The organism is Cupriavidus sp. USMAHM13 (assembly GCF_001854285.1).
Lineage (GTDB): Bacteria > Pseudomonadota > Gammaproteobacteria > Burkholderiales > Burkholderiaceae > Cupriavidus > Cupriavidus malaysiensis.
The window spans coordinates 2,404,154-2,424,853 of the sequence record NZ_CP017751.1; the positions used below are offsets into that span (position 1 = coordinate 2,404,154).

Here is a 20,700-nt window from a genome sequence, read left to right on the forward strand (position 1 = left end):
TCCGCTTGGGTGGTTGACCGATGGATTAGCTTGCCGCGCCTTCACGCTTGACGCGCTCGATATCGCGATAGCGGGCTGCCGGATGCGTCTCGGGCAGGTAGGGGCCCTCGCCGAACAATTTCTCGCGCAGCGTGCCGTCTCGATAGGCGCGTGGATAGACGCCCCGCCGCTGCAGCTCCGGCACCAGGTGCTCGACCACATCGGAGAAGGTCTCGTGCGCCACGGCGTAGGCCAGGTTGAAGCCGTCGAGGTCGGTCACCTCCACCCACTGCTGCAGCTGGTCTGCCACAGTGGCTGCCGAGCCCACGAACAGCGGCCCCAGGCCGCCGATGCTGGCCCATCTGGCGAGTTCCTCGATGGTCCAGGTCTTGCCGCCCTCGGCCAGGTGCTCGACCGCCGAGATGATGGCGTTGGTCTCCACCTTGCGCACGCTGTCGTGCGGCGCGTAGCGGCCGAAGTCGATGCCCGTCCAACCCGAAGTCAGCACCAGACCGCCGTCGTAAGAGGCGTATTGCTGGTACTCCTTGAGCTTGGCTTGCGCTTTGGCATCAGTCTCATCGACCACGATAGTCACCAGGGCATAGATCAGCAGCTTGCGCGGATCGCGGCCTGCGGCTGCCGCACGCCGGCGGATATCGCTCACGTAGTCTCGAGTGGTTTCCTGCGTGGGAGTGGAAATGAAGACGAGTTCAGCGTGCTGCGCCGCGAAGTCCTTGCCGGCATGTGAGGCACCGGCCTGGAACAGCACCGGAGTGCGCTGCGGCGAGGGCTCGCACAGGTGGTAGCCAGGCACCTCGAAGTACTTTCCCTTGTGGCCGATCTCGTGGATCTTCTCCGGGATGGCGAACACGCCCCGTTCACGGTCGCGCACCACGGCGCCCTCCTCCCAGCTGCCCTCGAACAGCTTGTAAAGCACCTCGACGTATTCGTTGGCAACCTCGTAGCGGTTGTCATGGCGTTTCAGGCCACCTTGGCTGATGTTCTTGGCGCCGCTTTCCAGATAAGAGGTGACGATGTTCCAGCCCACCCGCCCCTTGGTGTGGTGGTCTGCCGTCGAGAGCCGGCGCGCGAAGGTGTAGGGATGCTCGAAGGAAGTCGATGCGGTGATGCCGATGCCCAGGTGCTTCGTCGCCTGGGCGATCGGATTGGCCAACTGGAGCGGATCGTTCACCGGGATCTGCACGCCACCCAAGAAAGCATGGTCGTTGTTTCCCTTGTAGACGTCGTAGTAGCCGATCACATCGGCAATGAAGACCGCGTCGAAGATCCCCCGCTCCAGAATGACCGCCAGGTCGCTCCAGTACTCCACGTCCTTGTACTGCCAAGAACGATCGCGCGGATGACGCCACATGCCTGGCGACTGGTGGGCGACGCAGTTCATTTCGAACGCGTTGAAGTGGATGGTCTTGCTCATGGCTGCGATGGAAGGGAAGAAGGAGGGGTCTAGCCGCCCGCTGCAACGGCATCGGCTCACCTGTTATCGAAGCCGCGCGGCGAGCCTGCCCGCGGCGAACTGTCGGCAACGATTGTGCAGGTGAGCGCGCCGCAGACCTACCGCGAAATGCGCTCATGCATATGTGCGCAGCGCACAAGTGGTGAAGCCTTTGATTCGCAAGAGAAAAGAAGTGGTTGGCGGCGGCTGGCGGATGTTGCGCCAAGGGCCGAGCGGTACGGCATCGCATCGGCGGCCCGTCGATCTCTGATCAATTTGCTGATCGCCTGCGTTTCCAGGCGCGTTCCGGACGCTGAAGACGTCGTGGGGCGCCTCTGCGGCGTTGCGCCGGCGGCGACGGCCAGATGCGTGCGCGGGCGAGCCGTCGCCGGGCCATCCACTGCCAGCGCAGTGCGGTCGGAACATGCTGCGGCTAAACGGCCTGGAAGCGGAAGTAAGCGGGTGCCGGAACACAGGAGGAATGAGCGCACCAGGCCAGTCAATCGCCATGACCCGCGGTTCCATGCAGTCGGTGGCATACAGTCCCGGCGCCTTACCGCTGGCACGACGGCGGCGAAGGATTCTCGGGACACATCGCAACGCGTCTGGATGCGCAGGCGATCAGCAAACTGATCAAAGATCGACGGGCCGCCGGCGCCACGCCGAACCGCATTGCTTTTGGCACAACACCCGCAACACGGTGCCAGCCACTTCTTTCCTCTTGCGAATCAAGGACTTCACTGCTTGTGCGCTGCGCACATATGCATGAGCGCATTTCGCGGTAGGTCCGCGGCGCGCTCGCCTGCACAATCGTTGCCGACAGTTCGCCGCGGGCAGGCTCGCCACGCGGCTTCAATAAAGGTGAGGCCGGCTGATGCCAGCCCAAGGAGCACACGAAATGAGCCGGAGGAAGTTGAAGGTGGTCGCCGTCGCGGGCAGCGTACAGAAGCCCTCGCGCACCCTGGTCCTGGTCGAGGAATTGCTGGCAGGCATCGGTGCGGCCATACCCGTCGATCCGCACGTGATCGAGTTCGGCGCCCTCGCGCCACATCTGGCCGGCGCGCTGTACCGCAGCCAGTTGAGCGCCGCCGTGGAGGCCGAGATCCGCGCCATCGAAGAGGCCGATGTGCTGATCGTTGCCAGCCCGGTCTATCGCGGCTCGTACACCGGCCTGTTCAAGCACCTGTTCGATCTGGTCCATCACGAAGCACTGATCGACGTGCCGGTGCTGCTGGCCGCCACCGGCGGCAGCGATCGCCACGCCCTGGTGATCGACCATCAGTTGCGTCCGCTGTTCAGCTTCTTCCAGGCACGCACGCTCCCCATCGGCGTCTATGCCTCGGAACAGGACTTTGATGGCTATGCGATCCGACACGGCGCCCTGCGCGAGCGCATTGCCCTGGCAGTGGAGCGCGCCTTGCCGTCGCTCGCCGGTGCCACAGTCACCGCCGGTGCCGCGCTGCGCGAGGCCCTGCCCGCCTGAGCCCATCCGGCCACACGTCACCGCTTCGTCAACCCGACCGCATCACGAGGATCACATCATGAGCAACGCTCCCCAAGCAGACGCCATCAAATTCGCCTACTGGGTGCCGAATGTCAGCGGCGGCCTGGTCGTCAGCACGATCGAGCAGCGCACCGACTGGAGTCTCGAATACAACGAGCGGCTGGCCCAGGCGGCCGAGCAGGCCGGCTTCGAGTATGCGCTGAGCCAGATCCGCTTCACCGCGGGCTACGGCGCCGAGTTCCAGCACGAATCGGTATCGTTCAGCCAGGCGATCCTGCACGCCACCACCAAGCTGAAGGTGCTGGCGGCGATCCTGCCAGGGCCATGGCACCCGGCGGTGGTGGCCAAGCAGATCGCCACCATCGACCATATCTCGAAGGGCCGCATCGCGATCAACGTGGTCAGCGGCTGGTTCAAGGGAGAGTTCCAGGCCATTGGAGAGCCCTGGCTCGAGCACGATGAGCGCTATCGCCGCTCGAATGAGTTCATCCGCGCCCTCAAGGGCATCTGGACCCAGGACAATTTCACCTTCAAGGGCGACTTCTACCGCTTCAACGACTACACGCTCAGTCCCAAGCCAGTGCAGAAACCGCACCCCGAGATCTTCCAGGGAGGCAGCTCGCGCGCGGCGCGCGATAACGCCGCCAGCGTATCGGACTGGTACTTCACCAATGGCAACACGCCCGAAGGCCTGAAGAAGCAGATCGATGACATCCAGGCCAAGGCCAAGGCCAACGGCCACAAGGTGCGCATCGGCGTCAACGCCTTCGTCATCGCGCGCGACACCGAGGAGGAGGCGCGCCAGGTACTGCAGGACATCATCGACCACGCCCACGTGGAAGCGGTGCACGCCTTCGGCGACGCGGTCGCGCAAGCCGGCAAGGCCTCCCCGGAAGGCGAGGGCAACTGGGCCAAGTCCACGTTCGAGGACCTGGTGCAGTACAACGACGGCTTCCGCACCAACCTGATCGGCACGCCGCGCCAGATCGCCGAGCGCATCGTCGAGCTCAAGTCGATCGGTGTGGACCTGATCCTGACCGGCTTCCTGCACTTCATCGAGGAAGTCGAGTACTTCGGCCAGAAGGTGCTGCCGCTGGTACGCGAGCTGGAGGCCGCCCGCGCCGCGGAGCCCGCCGCCGCCGCTGCCTGAGCCTCCGCCAGGAGCCCTTCTCCCCGCTATCCGTCCCGCGCCCCGTACGGGCGCGCGGACGCGTGCTGCCCGTTCATTGCAGGCGATACCATGTCCCGATCCATGCTCGAATTCCAGGGTGACCCGGCCTGGGCACAGCGGCAGGCCGACGCCGCCGCGGCCGCCGCGCTGTCATCGCAGGCCGCCTGCGCGGCAGGCGCCGGCGGCATCGGCGCCGATGCCCGCAGCGCCACGCTGCCGGCGGCGCTGCGGCTCGACCGCATCGACCTGTCCTTCGGCGGCATCCACGCCCTGCGCGGTGTCGACCTGACGGTGCGGCCGGGTGAGATCCGCGCCATCATCGGCCCGAACGGCGCCGGCAAGAGTTCCCTCGTCAACGTGATCAGCGGCCTGTACCGGCCCGACCGAGGCCGCGTGCAACTGGGCGGGCACGCTTTCTCCCGGGTGCCGACGGCGCGGCTGGCCCGCCTCGGCGTGGCGCGTACCTTCCAGAACCTGGCGCTGTTCCGCGGGCTGAGCGTGCGCGACAACGTCGCCCTCGGGTGGGTGGCCCACGAGCATGCCACGGTGGTGGAGCAGCTTGCCGGACTGGGCCGGGCCCGCCGCGAGCAAGCCGCGGCACACGCGAGCGCCGCGGAGGTGATCGATTTCCTGCAACTGGCCGAGGTACAGGAGCGACTGGCCGGCACCCTGCCCTATGGCCTGCAGAAGCGGGTGGAACTCGCGCGGGCGCTGGTGGCGCAGCCGCGCCTGCTGCTCCTCGACGAACCGCTGGCCGGCATGACCGTCAACGAGAAAGCGCAGACGGCGCAGTTGGTTCGCGCCATCCGTGATCGCTGGGGCACCACCATCGTGCTGATCGAGCACGACATCGGCATCGTACTGGGCCTGTCCGACCGCGTCGCGGTGCTCGACTACGGCCGCAAGATCGCCGACGGCACACCGGCCGAGGTGCGCGACGACCCGGCCGTGATCGATGCCTACCTGGGCGTGGCACACGACGGCAACGACGACGAGAGCGACGACGAGGACAGCCTCGCCGCCGTGCCGGCACCGGCAGGGAGGGCATGATGGACGGCTTCGACCTTGCCTTCTGCGCCGAGGTGCTGATCGGTGGCCTGTTGTCGGGCGTGATGTACTCGCTGGTCGCGATCGGCTTCGTGCTGATCTACAAGACGTCCGGCGTGCTGAACTTTGCCCAGGGCGCGCAACTGCTTTTCGCGGCGCTGAGCTTCGTCAGCCTGCTCGAGCGCGGCGTGCCGTTCGCGCTCGCGCTCGGATTGACACTGGCCCTGATGCTGCTGCTGGGCCTGGCGATCGAGCGCACGGTGCTGCGCCCGCTGGTCAATCAGCCCCCGATCACCCTGTTCATGGCGACCCTTGGGCTGTCCTACGTGATCGAAGGCGTCGCCCAGCTCGCCTGGGGCACGCAGGTCCACCAGCTCGATCTAGGCATCCCCGACCAGCCGCTGGAGCTCGGCGGCGTGATGATCTCCCGCTTCGACCTGTTCGCGGCCGCCGTCGCGGCGCTGATGGTCGCCTTGCTGTCCGTCTTCTTCCGCTATACGCGCGTCGGGCTTGCCTTCCGCGCCGTGGCCGACGATACCTTCGCGGCCCTTGCGGTGGGCTTGCGCCTGCCGCGCATCTGGGCCACGGTGTGGGCCGCCGCAGGCGTGATCGCACTGGTGGCGGGCCTGCTGTGGGGCGCACGCCTGGGGGTGCAGTTCTCGCTGTCGCTGGTAGTGCTCAAGGCCTTGCCGGTACTGGTCCTGGGTGGCTTCGACTCCATCCTGGGTGCCATCGTCGGCGGCCTGATCGTCGGTGCGCTGGAGAAGCTGGCCGAAGTGTACCTGGGCCCCTTCGTCGGCGGCGGCATCGAGAGCTGGTTCGCGTACGCGGCGGCGTTGATCCTGTTGCTGGTGAAGCCGGGCGGGCTGTTCGGCCAACGGCTGGTGGAGAGGGCCTGAGCCATGAACACACTCGTCCATGCCTCCGCTGCAGCACAGACCGCCGCACGCCGCCGGTCGCGCTGGCTCGAACCGCTGCTGTGGCTGACGGTGGCCTACCTGCTGGTACCGCTACTGGCGACCGACTACTGGTTCGACGCCATCCTCATCCCCTTCCTGGCGCTGGCGCTTGCCGCGGTGGGGCTGAACCTGCTGACCGGCTATGCCGGCCAGCTTTCGCTCGGCTCGGCCGCCTTCATGGCGGTAGGCGCCTTCGCCGCCTACAACTTCAACCTGCGCGTGCCCGGCCTGCCGCTGCTGGCCAGCATCGCGCTGGGCGGGCTGAGCGCCACCGCGATCGGTGTCGTGTTCGGCTTGCCCAGCCTGCGCCTGCGCGGTTTCTACCTGGCGGTGTCGACGCTGGCGGCACAGTTCTTCGTGCAATGGGCACTGACCAAGTTCGGCTGGTTCAGCAATGACAGTGCCTCAGGCGTGATCGATGCGCCGGCGCTTGCGGTGGGCAACTGGGTGTTCGACTCGCCGCTGCGGCGCTACCTGTTCGCACTGGGCATCGTCACGGCGTTGACGGCACTGGTCTGGCGCCTGGTGCACACACCGACCGGGCACCACTTCGTCGCGATCCGTGACCACGAGCTGGCCGCGCGCGTAACCGGGGTGCCGGTGCTGCGTACCAAGCTGCTGGCCTTCGCCGTGTCGTCGTTCGTGATCGGCGTGGCTGGCGTGCTTTGGGGCTTCGTCTACCTGCGCACAGTGGAACCGGCCGGCTTCAACCTCGACCGCTCCTTCCAGATCCTGTTCATCATCATCATCGGTGGTCTCGGCACACTGCGCGGCGCCTTCCTTGGCGCCGCGCTGATGGTGGTGTTCCCACTTCTGCTGTCGCGCCTGGGCACGCTTCTGTTCGGCGCCTGGTTCGACTCCGGTGTGCTCGACCTTTGCCAGCGCGTCGTGCTCGGCACGCTGATCGTCGCCTTCCTGATCGCAGAGCCGCGCGGCCTGGCCGCGCTGTGCCAGGACGCGCTGCAGCGCTTCGGCCGTCTCGGTGCGCGCCCCAAGGCCGCCACACCACCCGCCTGAACCACTCATCGGTCCCCGTTCCCCGCTTTCCGCCTTGCATGATCCTTCCAGGAGTTCCGACCCTATGTCCATCACTCGCAGTTTCCACACCGCGCTGGTCGCCGGAGCGCTCGCGCTCGGCGCGGCACAGTTCGCGCACAACGCCACCGCGGCCCAGCCGGAACAGTTCTTCCCACTGCAGAGCTATCGCGTCGGCCCGTATGCAGCCGGTGGCACGGGATTCTTCGGCGGCTTCATCGACTACCTGAACCTGGTCAACCTGCGCGACGGCGGCGTCGGCGGTGTCAAGCTGACCTGGGAAGAAGGCGAGACCCAGTACGAGGTGGAACGCGGTGTCGAGGTCTATGAGCGGCTCAAGAATCGTCCCGGCATCGCGGCTTGGAACCCGTTGTCGGTCGGCATCGCCTACGCGCTGCTGGATCGCGTGAGCGCAGACAAGGTACCGCTGATCACCATCAACCACGGACGTACCGACACCACAGACGGGGGCGTCTTCAAGTATGTCTTCCCGCTGCTGCTGAACCCGTACAGCGAGACTTCCGGCATCGTCAACTACATCGCCAGTAAGGAAGGCGGCACCGACAAGCTCAAGGGCAAGAAGATCGTGGTGCTCTACCACGGCTCGCCGTACGGCAAGGAGACCATTCCCATCTACGAACTGCTGGCAAAGAAGTATGGCTTCACGCTGCAGCAGATCGAGGTACCCCATCCCGGCAACGAACAGCAATCGCAGTGGCTGGCGATCCGCCGCGCGAAGCCGGACTACGTGGTGCTGCGCGGCTGGGGCGTGATGAATCCGGTGGCGCTCAAGACCGCGCAGAAAACCGGCTTTCCGGCCAGCCACATCATCGGCAATGTGTGGTCCAACTCCGAGGAGGACGTGATTCCGGCCGGCGACGCCGCCAAGGGCTACACCGCCATCACCACTGTCGCGGCTGGCGCGCAGTACCCGGTGCTGCAGGAGATCACCAGGACCCTCTACGACAACGGCAAGGGAAACCTGCAGGATCGCAAGCGCATCGGCAGCGTGTACCACAACCTGGGCGTGCTCAACGGCATCCTCAATGTGGAAGCGATCCGCATCGCACAGGCCAGGTTCGGCAAGCGTGCGCTGACCGGCGATGAGGTGCGCTGGGGCTTCGAGAACCTGAAGATCGACCAGGCGCGGGCCGCCGCACTGGGCGCCAAGGGGCTGTTCCACTCGATCAACGTGACCTGGGATAACCATGAGGGCGATGGCCGCGTGGCTTTCCAGCAGTGGGACGGCAGCAAATGGAACGTGGTGTCCGACTGGATCGCGCCGGACTGGAAGCTGCTGCGCCCGATCATCGAGAAGTCCGCGCTCGAGTATGCCAGGGAGAAAAACCTCAAGGTGCGCAAGAGCATCGACGACTGAACGTGCAGCAGCGGCAATCGCCGCAGAAGCGGCGGACCGGATTCCATTCGACTCATCACGGAGCGACATATGACGCAGGCACAGCAGATCTCTTTCCTCGGCCCGGAGTATGAGGCCATCGCCACCAGGTACCGGCCCATCTTCGAGCGTATCCGCGCCAGCGCGTCGGAGCGCGAGCAGGAGCGCAGGCTCGGCGCCGACGCGATCGGCTGGCTCAAGCAGGCGCGCTTCGGCGCAGTGCGCGTGCCAAAGGCGTATGGTGGCGACGGAGCAACGCTGCCGCAGCTGTTCCAGCTGCTGATCGAGCTGGCCGAAGCCGACTCCAATATCGTGCAGGCGCTGCGCGGCCATTTCGCTTTCGTCGAAGACCGCCTCAACGCGCCGCGGGATGCCGCCACCGAGGTCTGGCTGCGCCGCTTCGCCGACGGTGACCTGGCCGGCAACGCCTGGACCGAAGTTGGTGAGGTGGCCATCGGCGAAGTCATCACGCGTGTCTCGCGCAAGGAGGGACGCTGGGTGGTCAACGGGCGCAAGTACTACAGCACCGGCAGCATCTTCGCCGACTGGATCGATCTCTATGCGCGCCGCGACGGCGACAACGCCGACGTGATCGCTGCCGTGCGCGCCCGCCAGCCAGGCGTCACGCATCATGACGATTGGGACGGCTTCGGCCAGCGCACCACCGGCAGCGGCACCTCGGTCTACGAAGACGCGGAAGTGGACCCCGAGAACGTCTTCCCGTTCAGCTCGCGCTTCAAGTACCAGACCGCCTTCTACCAACTGTTCCATCTCGCCACGCTGGCGGGCATCGCGCGGGCCATCACCCGCGACGTGGCGCAGCAGGTACGCGAGCGCAAGCGCATCTTCAGCACCGGCAATGCGCCTGCGGTGGCGCAGGATGTACAGGTGCAGCAGGTGGTGGGCGAGGTGTCGGCGGCCGCCTACGCGGCGGAGGCCACCGCGCTGCGGGCCGCCTTCGCCGCGCAGCGTGCCTACGACGCGCATTGGGGTGGCGATGAGGCCGAGGAACGGCAAGCCAATATCGCGGCGGAGCTGGAATCGGCCCAGGGCCAGGTGGTGGTCTCGGACCTGGTGCTGCGCGCGGCCACGCAGTTCTTCAACGCGCTCAGCGCATCGGCCACCAGCACCGGCAAGGCACTCGACCGGCACTGGCGCAATGCGCGCACGGTCGCCTCGCACAACCCGATCATCTACAAGGCACGCATCATCGGCGACTGGCATGTCAACGGTACCGAGCCGCCCTACGTCTGGCAGATCGGCGCCGGACCGGGCCATGCCGCGGCCAACGCACCGGCCGGCGCCGCGCAGCCGGCGACGCAGTCCCGACCGGCCTGAGAGGCGCTGCGATGACCGAGCCCACCGCACTACTGCGTGTTGAACGTGTCGAGGCCGCTTACCAGGGCACCATCGTGGCGCTGCACGAGGTCAGCCTGAACGTGCGGCGCGGCGAGATCCACGCACTGCTGGGCGCCAACGGCGCCGGCAAGTCGACCACGCTCAAGGCTGTCTCCAACTTGCTGCCGGCCGAACGCGGGCGAATCACGGCTGGCCGCATCGTCTTCGACGGCCATGACGTGACGCGTGCCACGCCGGCGCAACTGGTGAGGCTGGGCCTCGTGCCGGTGCTGGAGGGACGGCACTGCTTTCCCAGCCTCACGGTCGAGGAAAACCTCGTCACCGGTGCGCTGGGGCGCGATGCGCGCCGCGCCGAGATCGAGCAGGGACTGGAAAAGGTGTACGCCATCTTTCCCCGCCTGAAGGAACGGCGCCGCAGCCCGGCCGGGCTGACCTCCGGCGGCGAGCAGCAGATGACGGCGATCGGCCGCGCGCTGCTGGCGCGCCCCCGCCTGCTGGTGCTGGACGAGCCATCGATGGGACTGGCGCCCAAAGTCGTGCAGGACATCTTCCAGCGACTGCGGCGCCTGAACCAGAGCGAGGGCCTGAGCATCCTGGTAGCGGAACAGAACTCGACCGTGGCGCTGCGCTATGCCGACAACGCCACCGTGGTCGAGGCAGGCCACACCGTGCTGAGCGGCACCGCGCACGCACTGCGCGGGCGCGAGGATATCCGGCACTTCTACTTCGGCGGCGAGGTCGCCGCGCCGGCCGCCGCCTAGCTGCAACGGCGGCAACGGCCACCGCGCCACCGATCACATCGACAACTCCGACATCCACGACAAAACCGATCATGTCCTTGCTTGACCACCCCGACGACTCCACCCGTCCCGAAGTCAACGCGCTTGCCCGCCAGTTCGCCGAGAGCGCCGTCGAGCGCGATGCCGTGGGCGGCACGCCCAAGGCCGAGCGCGACGCGCTGCGGCGCAGCGGCCTGCTGTCGCTGGCGATCCCGAAAGACTACGGCGGCCAGGGCGCTGACTGGGCGGAAACACTGGATACGGTGCGGCAGTTCGCCCGGGTCGATAGCTCCATCGCCCATGTCTACGGCTTCCACCACCTGATGCTCGCCACCGTGCGCCTGTTCGCACGGCCCGACCAGTGGGAGCCCTGGTTTGAGCAGACTGCCCGCAAGAACTGGTTCTGGGGCAACGCGCTCAATCCGCTCGACGACCGCACCATCGTGCGCCAGTACGACCACTGGTTCGAATTCTCCGGCAAGAAAAGCTTCTGTTCGGGCGCGCTCGACTCGGAGATGCTGATCGCCTCGGGTCTGGAAGAGCACAGCCGCAAGCTGCTGATCGCCGCGGTCCCGACCGCGCGTGCGGGCATCACCATCAATGGCGACTGGAACTGCTTCGGGCAGCGCCAGACCGACAGCGGCAGCGCACTGTTCGAGAAGGTGCGGGTCGAAGACAGCGAGCTGCTGCGCGAACCCGGGCCTCTGTCGACGCCGTTTTCGGCACTGCGGCCACTGCTAGCACAACTGATGTTCGTGCATCTGTTCCTGGGTCTGGGAGAAGGCGCACTGGCCGAGGCGCGCCGCTATACGCTGCATGAAGCCCGCCCCTGGCATCGCTCGCCGGCCGAGCACGCCAGCCAGGATCCCTACACGCTGGCCCACTACGGCGAGTTCCACGTCGCCTTGGAAGGCGCGCGCCTGCTGGCGCGACACGCGGCAGCATTGTTCGACGAAGCCTGGCGGCACGGGGAAACGCTCGATGCCACAGGGCGGGGCCGCGTGGCGGTGGCGGTGGCCACCGCCAAGGTGGCATCGACCCGCGCCGGCCTGGACGTGGCGAGCCGCCTGTTCGAGACCACCGGTGCGCGGGCCACGCATGGCGCGCTGCGGCTCGACCGCTTCTGGCGCAACCTGCGCGTGCAGACGCTGCACGACCCCGTCGACTACAAGCTGCGCGAGCTGGGCGACTGGGCGCTCAACGGCGAGCTGCCGGCGCCTTCCTTCTACTCCTGAGAGGCTGCACGCATGGCGACCCTCCCCGTCTGGCCGCCGCCGCTCGCCGCGGCGCCGCCCGAAAGCCCCGCTCTCGAATGGATCTTCGCTGACGTGCGCTCCAAGGCATTGCTCGCCGAGGTCGAGCAGGTCGCGCCGAGCGATGCCAGCGTACTGATCACCGGCGAGACCGGCACCGGCAAGGAACTCATCGCGCGCCACCTGCACAGCCGCAGCGCGCGCAGTACCGGTCCCTTTCTCGTGGTCAGCTGCGGCGCCTTCTCCGAATCGCTGGTCGACGCCGAGCTGTTCGGCCACGAGAACGGTGCTTTCGCCGGCGCCTTCGGCTCGCAGGCCGGCTGGTTCGAGCAGGCCGACGGCGGCACCATCTTCCTGGACGAGGTCAACGACCTGCCGCTGCCCGTGCAGAACAAGCTGCTGCGTGTGCTGCAGGAGCGCGAGGTCATCCGCCTGGGCGGGCGCAAGCCGATCCCGGTCGACCTGCGCTTCATCGCAGCTTCCACGGTGGACCTGGAGGAACTGGTGCGCGAGAAGCGCTTCCGCAAGGATCTCTACTACCGGCTGAACGTCGTCAACCTGAACGTGCTGACGCTGAAGGAGCGGCCTGGCGATATCGTGCCGCTGGCGCGCTACTTCATCGACCTCTACAGCCGGCGCCTGGGCTATCCGCGCCTGGCCCTGGCACCGGAGGCCGAACGCCTGCTGGTCGAGGCGCCCTGGAACGGCAATGTGCGCGAGCTGGAGAACGTCATCCATCGCACGTTGCTGCAATGCGAAGGCGACCACATCGATGCGGCCAGCCTGCGGCTGTCGCAGCGCCCACCCTGCACTCCGCCCGCTCCGCGCGCGGGTGCCGCCGGCGGCGTGGCGCCGGGAGCGGTACCGACACCCGCGAACAGCGGCGAGGCCGAGCCGCTGCAGCAAGCGGTGCGCCGGCTGTGCGACGCGAGCGTGCCGAACCTGCACCAGGTGGTGGAAGACGCGCTCTTCCGCGAGGTCTTCCGCTACTGCCACTACAGCCAGAGCGAAACCGCGCGCCTGCTCGGCGTCAGCCGCAACATCGTGCGTGCGCGCCTGATCCGGCTGGGCGAGGTCGGCGCGCCGCGCCGGCCAGCCGAATACGACGACGACAACACCAACGACCTGCCATGACTCTCGATATCTTCTGGTTCCTGCCCACCTCGGGCGATACCCGCTACCTCGGCAAGTCCGGCTTCGGCCGCGCACCGACGAACGCCTACCTGCGCCAGATCGCCACCACCGCGGAAGACCTCGGCTACGACGGGCTGCTGATCCCGACCGGCAGCTTCTGCCTGGATCCATGGGTGACGGCCGCCAGCCTGGTACCTGTCACGCGCCGCATCAAGCTGCTGGTGGCGCTGCGCACCTCGCTAGGCAATCCGACCGCCTCGGCACGCCAGGCTGCCTCGCTGGACCAGGCGCTGGGCGCGGGCCGGTTACTGCTGAACGTGGTGCCCGGCGGCGACGCCACCGAGCTGGCGGCCGATGGGGTGTTCTATGACCACGACACGCGCTACGAGGCCGGCGACGAGTTCCTGACCATCTGGCGCCGGCTGCTGCAAGGCGAGACTGTGGATTTCGATGGCAAGCATCTCAAGGTGCGCGGCGCGCGGAACTATCACGCGCCCACCACGCAGCCCTATCCACCGCTGTACTTCGGTGGTTCATCCCCGGCCGCGCACGAGCTGGCGGCGAGGCACGTCGACACCTACCTGACCTGGGGCGAGCCGCCGGCAGCAGTGGCCGAGAAGATTGCCGACGTGCGCCGGCGTGCCGCGCGGCAAGGGCGCGCGCTGCGCTTCGGCGTGCGCCTGCATGTGATCGTGCGCGAATCCAGCGCCGAGGCCTGGGCCGACGCCGACCGGCTCATCAGCCACCTGACCGACGAGGACATCGCCGCCGCGCAACGCAACTACGCTGGCATGGACTCGATCGGCCAGGCCCGCATGGCCGCGCTGCACGGCGGACGGCGCGACCGGCTGGTGGTCGGTCCGAACCTGTGGGCCGGCGTCGGGCTGGTGCGCGGTGGCGCGGGCACCGCCCTGGTCGGCGACCCGCAGGAAGTGGCCGCCCGGCTCAAGGAGTACGTGGACATCGGGGTCGATACCTTTGTGCTGTCCGGCTACCCGCACCTGGAGGAAGCCATCCGCTTCGCCGAACTGGTGTTCCCCCTGCTGCCAGGCAAGCAGCCGGTGACGCTGCGCGACCAGGTCATGACCGGGGGTGCCTTCGACAGCCGCGCTACGCGGTAGTCGTTACCCCGCGAGGCAGCCGAACCTTCAGTTCAGTGGCTTGATGCGTCGGAACACGACCAGAATCGCCAGGTCATAGGCAATCTTCAGCACGCCGCAGGCGAGCAGTGGCGCGCTTGCCCATCCCATCGCCAGCAAGGCGCCCGCAAGCGTGGGGCTGATCGCTGCAGCCAGGCTTCGCGGGACGGCGGTCAGGCTCGCCGCGGCGGTGCGCTCGGGTGGCGTCACCACCGCCATCACATAAGCAGTCCGCGTTGGCACGTCCATCTGCGATAGCGCGCTTCTCCCGAGCAACAGCGCCAGCGTTAGCGTCAGCGAGGGGGAGAATGCCGCAGCGATCAGGAAGAGGCTGGAAGGAATATGTGTGAATACCATCGTGTTCAGCAGGCCGATCCTGCGGGACAACGGCACGGCGGCAAGCTGAGAGGCGGTCGTCAGCAGTCCGGCCGCGAAGAAGAACCGGCCGGCTGCGGCGAGCGATAGGCCAAAACGCTGCATCAGCCACAGCGACAGCAGCGAATTGACCACCAGGCCGCCAGCAAACGCATCCACGCTGAACAGCAATGCCAGGCGGACCACGATCGGACGCGACGGCCCCAGCGGGGTTGCTGCCGACGTTGCCTGTGGATGCGGCTCCGGAAGGCGCGAGTAGAGTACCCAGAGCGCGATGCCAGCCAGCGCATAGATGGCGAACATGGCACGCATGGCTGCGAGAAATGGCAAGCCAAGCCGCATCGACAGCCAGCTGGGCAGCGCTGCAGCCAACGCCCCGACGGCGGCAGAGAAGGCGCCGATCAGGCTGTAGCGGGCAAACAGCGCGGTGCGCGCATCGGGCGCCGCGGCCTCCGCCAGGCGTGCCTGCTCGAGCGGCAGAAACAAGCTCACATCGCCTGAACTCGGGTTCAGCGTGCCAACGAAGGCAACGATCAGCAGCGGCCAGAGGGTGGACAGTCCGGCAAAGCTCGCCCCCGTCGCGGCCATCAGGACGGCGGCCAGAATCAGCAGGCGGCGTTGCGGGAAGCGGTTGCCGAGCAATCCGACCAGGATGGTCGCCAGCGCTGAGCCGATCAGGGTGGCGCTGCTGATCAATCCGACGGCCAGTTGGGCAAAGCCGAGGCCGAGCAGATAGGCCGGCAGCAGCACGGCAATGAATCCGTCGCAGATACCACGCAGCGCTCGCCCGAGGAGCAGGAACCGGGCGCTGGCATCGACCCCCGGAGGCAACACCAGGCGGGCGAAACGGCCAGCATTTCCACCCACCGTTGAAGCCTCATGCCGTTGGTACCGCATCTCAGTCCTCGGCGGCGGCGGCGACTCGCCTGCCATCTTCGTCGATCAGAATCGTCGCGCGGCCAGCGCTCGACCCGAGCGTGACTTCATGGCGAGTTCTCCCATTTGCCGTCTGTTTCTCGATCTCGCCAACGGAGCGCGCTCCTGCTTGTCTCTCGATGGCCGCTCGCACCGGCGCCGGAACCTGTGCGATGTCAGCGGCTTCAAGCGTTCGCGGTCCCGACGGATGCCACTTGCAGTCGGCCATGGCAAGGCTCAAGGCGCTGAGAAGAAGCGTGGTAACGAGTCTTGGCGTGCGGGCAGACATGGCAAGCTCCGATCTCAGATGGGGGCATGGACTCCGTGCCTCCTGGCCGTTACCAGGCCGTTACCTGGCCGTTACCGGGCAGAACTCGACCCGAACGAGAACGCGTCGAAGACCGTTACGCTGTCGGCCTTGGTCCATACGCCAACGGCACCCGCCCCACTGATGTGCTCATCGGTCACGTCGATCCGGCGCGTGCCGTCCAGGGAGACTTGAATGTGGTTTCCCTCGAACTCCACGCGCAATGTGTGCCAGACCTGTGCGGCCACTGGTGTGCTCTGATACCGGATCGTGTGCCGGCGTCCGCCCGTCGTGTAGTACAGGGAGACGTTGTTCTCCAGCGCGTTCGCCCGCGCAACGTAGTAGTCGTTACCGTCTTTCCAGCGCCAGACGACACCACCAGCCTGGTCCTCATGGCCAGCGACTGGCTTGAATTTCACTTCCACATAGCCATCGGCAATCGAAGTCCCCTGTTTCACACACCAGGGGAAATCCCCCGAACCCGACTGCTTGAGGACGTTGCCACCGTTCGGCAGGGTCGGGTCCGGCTCAATGGTCCATTTCGGTGCGCCACGACCGGTGACGCCAGACAGCCATCCAGAAGGCGTTGCTCCCGGCTTCTCATGATTGAACATCAAGGTCTCCCCCGTTGCGGGCATCAGCCTCAAGAGCAGCAGTGGAATCAGCAGGTTCCGTTTCATGGCGCGCGCACCGTTACGCCGTCACCCCGGCATCTTGGGTGGCCACCGATGCGTCTCCGCCTGGCAGTTCTGGCACCAGGCATAGAGCGCGTCGTACATCACCATGCCGTGCTCCAGCATCTCATGGTCATCCGCGAAGATATGCGACAGCCCAAGTGACATGGCATAGAGCCCGCTTGACTGCGGCGTCAGGTCCAGTCGCGAGGTGTCTGCACCGCGCACGATGCTGGCCAGTTGCTGCAGCGCGGCGTCACGACCCAGGTCATATTTGCTGAGAAAGGCGTCGAAGCTGCACAGCTCGCCGACGTGGGACAACTCGACGCCCGGGATGTCGTACGGGATCGCACCGGTCTCGCCGGCAGATCGCAGGACCTCGCCGGCCGGCACGTAGAGAAATTCGGGTCGCTCGTCAATGAACCGTGCGATCAGCCACGGACAGGCAATCCGGTCAATCTTGGGGCGTTCCCGGGTAATCCATTTCATGATGAGCTCCGCGATGGTTTGCTGGCCGTGGGGTGAAGCTCCGCGATCCATGGTTCGATGCCGCCCTTGCGGTACACCGCTGCGATCCCTGCCCCGTCCAGCCTTGCCGCGCAGCAGACCTCGTGCTGGATCATGGAATCCATCGCAATCAGCCCTTCTCGCTTCCGGCCATTGGGAACGAAGACCGGAGCGGCCACCAGGTCCGGCACAGCGATGAGCGCCGTGATCGCGTTCAAGCACTCTGCGGCTCCGCCATCGCTCTTCTCGTCCTCGCTGACGATCAGCTTCTCCGACAAGCCGGACAGCCTCGACGGATCGCATGCGCGCGGCTTCATCGGGTGGATCATGGGCTCACCCCGCTCGATTCAGTGATGCAGCAGCGGATATGCCGCCAGACCAATCAAGGCGGCGCCGACGACGATTACGGGTTCTGACAGCTTCTTGAATTTCAGCAGCAACGCGACAGTGACCAGAGCCAGCAGTACGGTCGGAATATCGACAATGGAGCGCTTGGCCAGCACGATCACCGCGCCGGTGATGGCGCCGACGGCCGCGGCCGTGACCCCGTCGACGAAGGCCAGGATCGCGGGCAGCTTGCCGTACTTCTTGAAGTACGGTGCCGGCAGGATGGTGAACAGGTAGCACGGCAGGAAGGTTCCAGCGGCCGCCACGCAGGCACCCGGCAGGCCGGCGACCAGGTAGCCGATGAATCCGACCGTGATGACCACCGGCCCAGGTGTGATCATGGCGACGGCCACGGCGTCGACGAACTGCTTGTCGTTCAGCCAGTGGTGCTCGGTCACCACGCCGCCGTAGAGAAAAGGAACGATGGCCAGGCCCGAGCCGAACACGAAGGCGCCAGCCTTGGCGAAGAACACACCGATCTGCGACAGCAGCGGCCAGTCGATCGTGCTCAGCACGCCGCTTGCCGCCGGCAGAGGCGTTGCCGCCAGCGCGTTGACCTTGCCCTGGCGCAACCATTTGGGGGGCGCACGCCAGAACCACACCAGAACGCCGCCGGCCAGGAACAGCCACGCCACTTCCGACTCGGTGATCACGGTCACGGCCGCGAGCACGAGGTAGACGGCCCAGAGCAACTTGTCCTTGCCCACGCTCTTCTTGGTGAGCTTGTAGGCGCTGATGGCGATGATGCCGATCACGGCGGCGCCCACGCCATAGAACACCGACTGCATCCAGGTCAGTCCGCCGAAGCGGACATAGGCCCAACCGAGCGCCACCACCATCAAGAACGACGGCAGCACAAAGGCGATGCCGACCAGCGTTGCCCCCAGGATGCGGTAATGCACGTAACCGAGGTAGATGGCCAGTTGCGCGGCCAGCGGACCGGGCGCCAATTGTGCCAGTGCGAGGCCTTCCTTGTAGTCGCCGTCGGTGATCCACCGGCGTGCGTCCACCAGGTCGCGGTGCATGTAGCCGGCCAGCGCCACCGGGCCGCCGAAGCCAAAGGTGCCGAGCCGCAGGAAGTACAGCACGATCTGCCAGAGCGTGTAGTCCGGGGATTCTTGGGTTGAGCCCGGCAAACCCGGTGGGGGATTCTCGATCTGTTGGGACAAGTTCATGGTCTTTTCAATTGCCTTGGCTTGACTTCCGACTACCGGAGAATTGTGCAGAGAAGGGGGCGATGAACCGCCGGATCAGCCAGGTGCAAGCGACGCGGTCGCGGTCGCGATCGCTTCGCCGTTGCTGTCGGCAGGCCGACAACCAGCAGGAACCTGGAGTTGAGCTTGGTAGCCATGACGGCAGCTTAGGCTGCCGTATCAGCCGCTGCAATGCTGTAGCGATCGCTACAATCGACTGGCGGCCCTGCGTTGCTTGGAATGGCGCAGGCGCGTCGGCCCGGGTATGCCGAAGATCGCGGTCACTACGTCCCGATGGCCTTGCCGCGGTCATTTATGCCGAAGACCTTGGGGCAAAAGCCCGAGGTCTGGGTAGAGGACGCGCCGTGACCATGGGCGATCACGGCGGCCACGCGGCTTGCGCGGATGTCCACGGCAGCAGGCGATGCGCCCGGGGCCTCAACTGCGCCAGGGCAAGGGCAGAGGTTCGCCATCGGGCCGTCGGGTCGGCACGGGCGACTGGCCGAACATTCCCAGTACTTCCAAGGGCTCCGTGCCGATGTTGAAGATCTGGTGCACACGGCCTCGCGGCAGGATGAGGATGCTGCGGGCCCCGAAGCGTTGCTGTCTCCCTTCGGTGTGGAGCTCGCCTTCGCCACCCAGGCAGATCACTGCCTCGTCGCAGTCGTGCAGATGCGGCGGCGTTCCGGCCCCAGGTGCCAGCGACTGCCGCCACACGGACAGTTGCGCCAGGCCGTGGGCCTCACCTGCCCAGGTGGCGTGGGCAATACCCGCAATGGCGGTGGGTTCGGGCTGGCATTGTTCGATTACAGATGTCACATTGTCCTCGCATGGTCAAGAATGATCGAAGAAACCAGGTTCCGCGGCCACGGAAGAAGCAGTCTGACACCTTGTCGTCGATTCCGGAATGATCGGAATTGCCTTAACATTGCCGACAAAACTTCCTCAATCCTCGCCGCCATGACCGGACTGCAACAGCTGCTTGCGTTCTCCCGTACCGCCAGGCTCGGCAGCTTCGCCGCCGCGGCGCGCGAACTGGGATGTGCGCCATCCACCCTGGCCAAGAGCGTGGCGCGCCTGGAGGGTGCCCTGGGCGTCAAGCTGTTTCACCGCACCACGCGGCAGGTGAGCCTGACACCGGACGGAGAACATCTCTTTCACCGCTGCGAGCGCGTGCTGGCCGAAGTCGACGAACTCCAGGCCGAAGCTGCAGGCAGCCGCGGCACCGTGAGCGGCACGCTGCGGCTCGATGCCCCCCTTACCTATGGCCGGCGCGTACTCATGCCGCTGCTGGCCCGGCTGCTGCAGGCGCATCCTGGTCTGCAGCTGGATCTGCGGCTGCGCGACAGCTACGCCGATCTGGCGCGCGAAGGCCTGGACGCCGCGATCCGGGTGGGCGAGCTGCGGGATTCCTCTCTCGTGGCTCGGCGCTTCGACTGGCAGCACCAGGTGCTCGTGGCCAGCCCCGGCTACCTTGCCTCTCGCGGCAGACCGACGCACACCGATGCGCTCCGTGCGCACGCGGCAATCGTCTTCCGGCAGCCCGACACCGGACGCGGGCGGGCATGGCAGCTATCGGGACCGCACGGCGATCTGGCGTGGTCGCCGTCCCCGCGGGTGCAGGTGAACGACGGAGAAGGCATGGTGGCGGCGGCCGTGGCCGGCCTGGGGGTCGCGCAAGTGCCGGACAATATGGTGGTGGGAGAACTGGAGAGCGGCGCCCTGGTCGAGCTTCTCCCGGAGTGCCGACCGCCGGCTATGCCCATCAGCATCGTGATGCCTTCGGCGCGGCTGCAACCACCACGGGTGCGCGCGCTGGTCGCGTTGCTGGAAACCCTGCATGGCCATTGATGGCGCCTCGCCGCCCAAGGTTGCGCCAAGGCTTAGCCAGGTCGAAGGCTGCCGGGACGTCGCTGGCGTTGCTGGTACGAGGGGTTCGGTCTACGCTGGCGCGATGGACGGAGCAAAGACCCTCTTTGGGGCGGCCACCGCTTTCCGGTGGCCGTCATCCGTGTCATCAGCGCGGCAGTGCGCTGGTACTTCCGCTGAAATGCCCGAGCGGGCCATCGGCCGGGCGAACGGACTTCAGGTGGGTTCAGCGATCGCTGCCGGTCCTGCACCAGCGTCAGGCTGG

At 66.7% G+C, this 20,700-nt stretch carries 20 protein-coding genes; 12 read left to right on the forward strand and 8 right to left on the reverse strand.

Annotated features, from left to right (window positions below):
- Positions 1–25 precede the first annotated feature (25 nt).
- The gene (locus BKK81_RS10565; RefSeq protein WP_071012683.1) at positions 26–1,414 is read right to left on the reverse strand and encodes an LLM class flavin-dependent oxidoreductase; all 1,389 of its coding nucleotides are present in this window, start codon (positions 1,412–1,414) and stop codon (positions 26–28) included.
- 916 nt (positions 1,415–2,330) lie between these two features.
- Here BKK81_RS10565 and msuE point away from each other — a divergent pair.
- The 11 genes from msuE (at position 2,331) to ssuD (ending at position 14,190) form a co-directional block, all read left to right on the forward strand.
- Complete coding sequence (gene msuE / locus BKK81_RS10570) at positions 2,331–2,915, forward strand: FMN reductase (RefSeq protein ID WP_071012685.1); 585 nt, start codon at positions 2,331–2,333, stop codon at positions 2,913–2,915.
- A 58-nt stretch (positions 2,916–2,973) separates the two neighbouring features.
- On the forward strand, positions 2,974–4,086 hold the full coding sequence (gene sfnG / locus BKK81_RS10575) for a dimethylsulfone monooxygenase SfnG (RefSeq protein WP_071012686.1): 1,113 nt from the start codon (positions 2,974–2,976) through the stop codon (positions 4,084–4,086).
- A gap of 90 nt (positions 4,087–4,176) precedes the next feature.
- Positions 4,177–5,157: an ABC transporter ATP-binding protein gene (locus BKK81_RS10580; RefSeq protein WP_231907902.1), complete on the forward strand. Its 981-nt coding sequence runs from the start codon at positions 4,177–4,179 to the stop codon at positions 5,155–5,157.
- Positions 5,157–6,053 (forward strand): branched-chain amino acid ABC transporter permease, encoded by an 897-nt coding sequence (locus tag BKK81_RS10585; protein ID WP_071012687.1) that lies wholly within the window; start codon positions 5,157–5,159, stop codon positions 6,051–6,053. Before BKK81_RS10580 ends, BKK81_RS10585 begins: the two co-directional genes overlap by 1 nt.
- Before the next feature lie 3 nt (positions 6,054–6,056).
- Positions 6,057–7,130, forward strand: coding sequence for a branched-chain amino acid ABC transporter permease (locus BKK81_RS10590; RefSeq protein ID WP_071012689.1), 1,074 nt, complete (start codon positions 6,057–6,059; stop codon positions 7,128–7,130).
- Between the two features lie 64 nt (positions 7,131–7,194).
- Positions 7,195–8,526, forward strand: coding sequence for an ABC transporter substrate-binding protein (locus BKK81_RS10595; RefSeq protein WP_071012691.1), 1,332 nt, complete (start codon positions 7,195–7,197; stop codon positions 8,524–8,526).
- 69 nt (positions 8,527–8,595) lie between these two features.
- On the forward strand, positions 8,596–9,882 hold the full coding sequence (locus BKK81_RS10600; protein ID WP_071012692.1) for an acyl-CoA dehydrogenase family protein: 1,287 nt from the start codon (positions 8,596–8,598) through the stop codon (positions 9,880–9,882).
- A gap of 11 nt (positions 9,883–9,893) precedes the next feature.
- Positions 9,894–10,664 (forward strand): ABC transporter ATP-binding protein, encoded by a 771-nt coding sequence (locus tag BKK81_RS10605; protein ID WP_071012694.1) that lies wholly within the window; start codon positions 9,894–9,896, stop codon positions 10,662–10,664.
- 71 nt (positions 10,665–10,735) lie between these two features.
- Positions 10,736–11,917 (forward strand): acyl-CoA dehydrogenase family protein, encoded by a 1,182-nt coding sequence (locus BKK81_RS10610; RefSeq protein ID WP_071012695.1) that lies wholly within the window; start codon positions 10,736–10,738, stop codon positions 11,915–11,917.
- 12 nt (positions 11,918–11,929) lie between these two features.
- Positions 11,930–13,069 carry a sigma-54 interaction domain-containing protein gene (locus BKK81_RS10615; protein ID WP_071012697.1) on the forward strand — a complete coding sequence of 380 codons (1,140 nt, stop codon included), beginning with the start codon at positions 11,930–11,932 and terminating at the stop codon, positions 13,067–13,069.
- Positions 13,066–14,190, forward strand: a complete 1,125-nt coding sequence (gene ssuD, locus BKK81_RS10620; protein WP_071012699.1) for an FMNH2-dependent alkanesulfonate monooxygenase — start codon at positions 13,066–13,068, stop codon at positions 14,188–14,190. Before BKK81_RS10615 ends, ssuD begins: the two co-directional genes overlap by 4 nt.
- 27 nt (positions 14,191–14,217) lie before the next feature.
- On the opposite strand, the gene BKK81_RS10625 is transcribed toward ssuD, so the two are convergent.
- The 7 genes from BKK81_RS10625 to BKK81_RS10650 all read right to left on the reverse strand — a co-directional run bounded on the left by BKK81_RS10625 (position 14,218) and on the right by BKK81_RS10650 (position 19,385).
- Positions 14,218–15,480 carry an MFS transporter gene (locus tag BKK81_RS10625; RefSeq protein ID WP_071012701.1) on the reverse strand — a complete coding sequence of 421 codons (1,263 nt, stop codon included), beginning with the start codon at positions 15,478–15,480 and terminating at the stop codon, positions 14,218–14,220.
- Between the two features lies 1 nt (position 15,481).
- Positions 15,482–15,787 carry a hypothetical protein gene (locus BKK81_RS34210; protein ID WP_083384054.1) on the reverse strand — a complete coding sequence of 102 codons (306 nt, stop codon included), beginning with the start codon at positions 15,785–15,787 and terminating at the stop codon, positions 15,482–15,484.
- Positions 15,788–15,858: 71 nt separating this feature from the next.
- Positions 15,859–16,485 (reverse strand): LamG domain-containing protein, encoded by a 627-nt coding sequence (locus BKK81_RS10630; RefSeq protein WP_071012703.1) that lies wholly within the window; start codon positions 16,483–16,485, stop codon positions 15,859–15,861.
- Positions 16,486–16,506: 21 nt separating this feature from the next.
- Positions 16,507–16,968: a chromate resistance protein ChrB domain-containing protein gene (locus BKK81_RS10635; RefSeq protein WP_071012704.1), complete on the reverse strand. Its 462-nt coding sequence runs from the start codon at positions 16,966–16,968 to the stop codon at positions 16,507–16,509.
- The gene (locus tag BKK81_RS10640; RefSeq protein ID WP_071012706.1) at positions 16,965–17,315 is read right to left on the reverse strand and encodes a hypothetical protein; all 351 of its coding nucleotides are present in this window, start codon (positions 17,313–17,315) and stop codon (positions 16,965–16,967) included. Before BKK81_RS10640 ends, BKK81_RS10635 begins: the two co-directional genes overlap by 4 nt.
- Before the next feature lie 18 nt (positions 17,316–17,333).
- Positions 17,334–18,548, reverse strand: coding sequence for a chromate transporter (locus BKK81_RS10645; RefSeq protein WP_071012708.1), 1,215 nt, complete (start codon positions 18,546–18,548; stop codon positions 17,334–17,336).
- A gap of 456 nt (positions 18,549–19,004) precedes the next feature.
- Entirely contained in the window at positions 19,005–19,385 is a 381-nt protein-coding gene (locus BKK81_RS10650) for a cupin domain-containing protein (RefSeq protein WP_071012710.1), read from the reverse strand.
- Between the two features lie 141 nt (positions 19,386–19,526).
- Between BKK81_RS10650 and BKK81_RS10655 the strand changes: the two genes are divergently transcribed.
- Complete coding sequence (locus tag BKK81_RS10655) at positions 19,527–20,417, forward strand: LysR family transcriptional regulator (RefSeq protein WP_071012712.1); 891 nt, start codon at positions 19,527–19,529, stop codon at positions 20,415–20,417.
- The last annotated feature ends 283 nt before the right edge of the window (positions 20,418–20,700 follow it).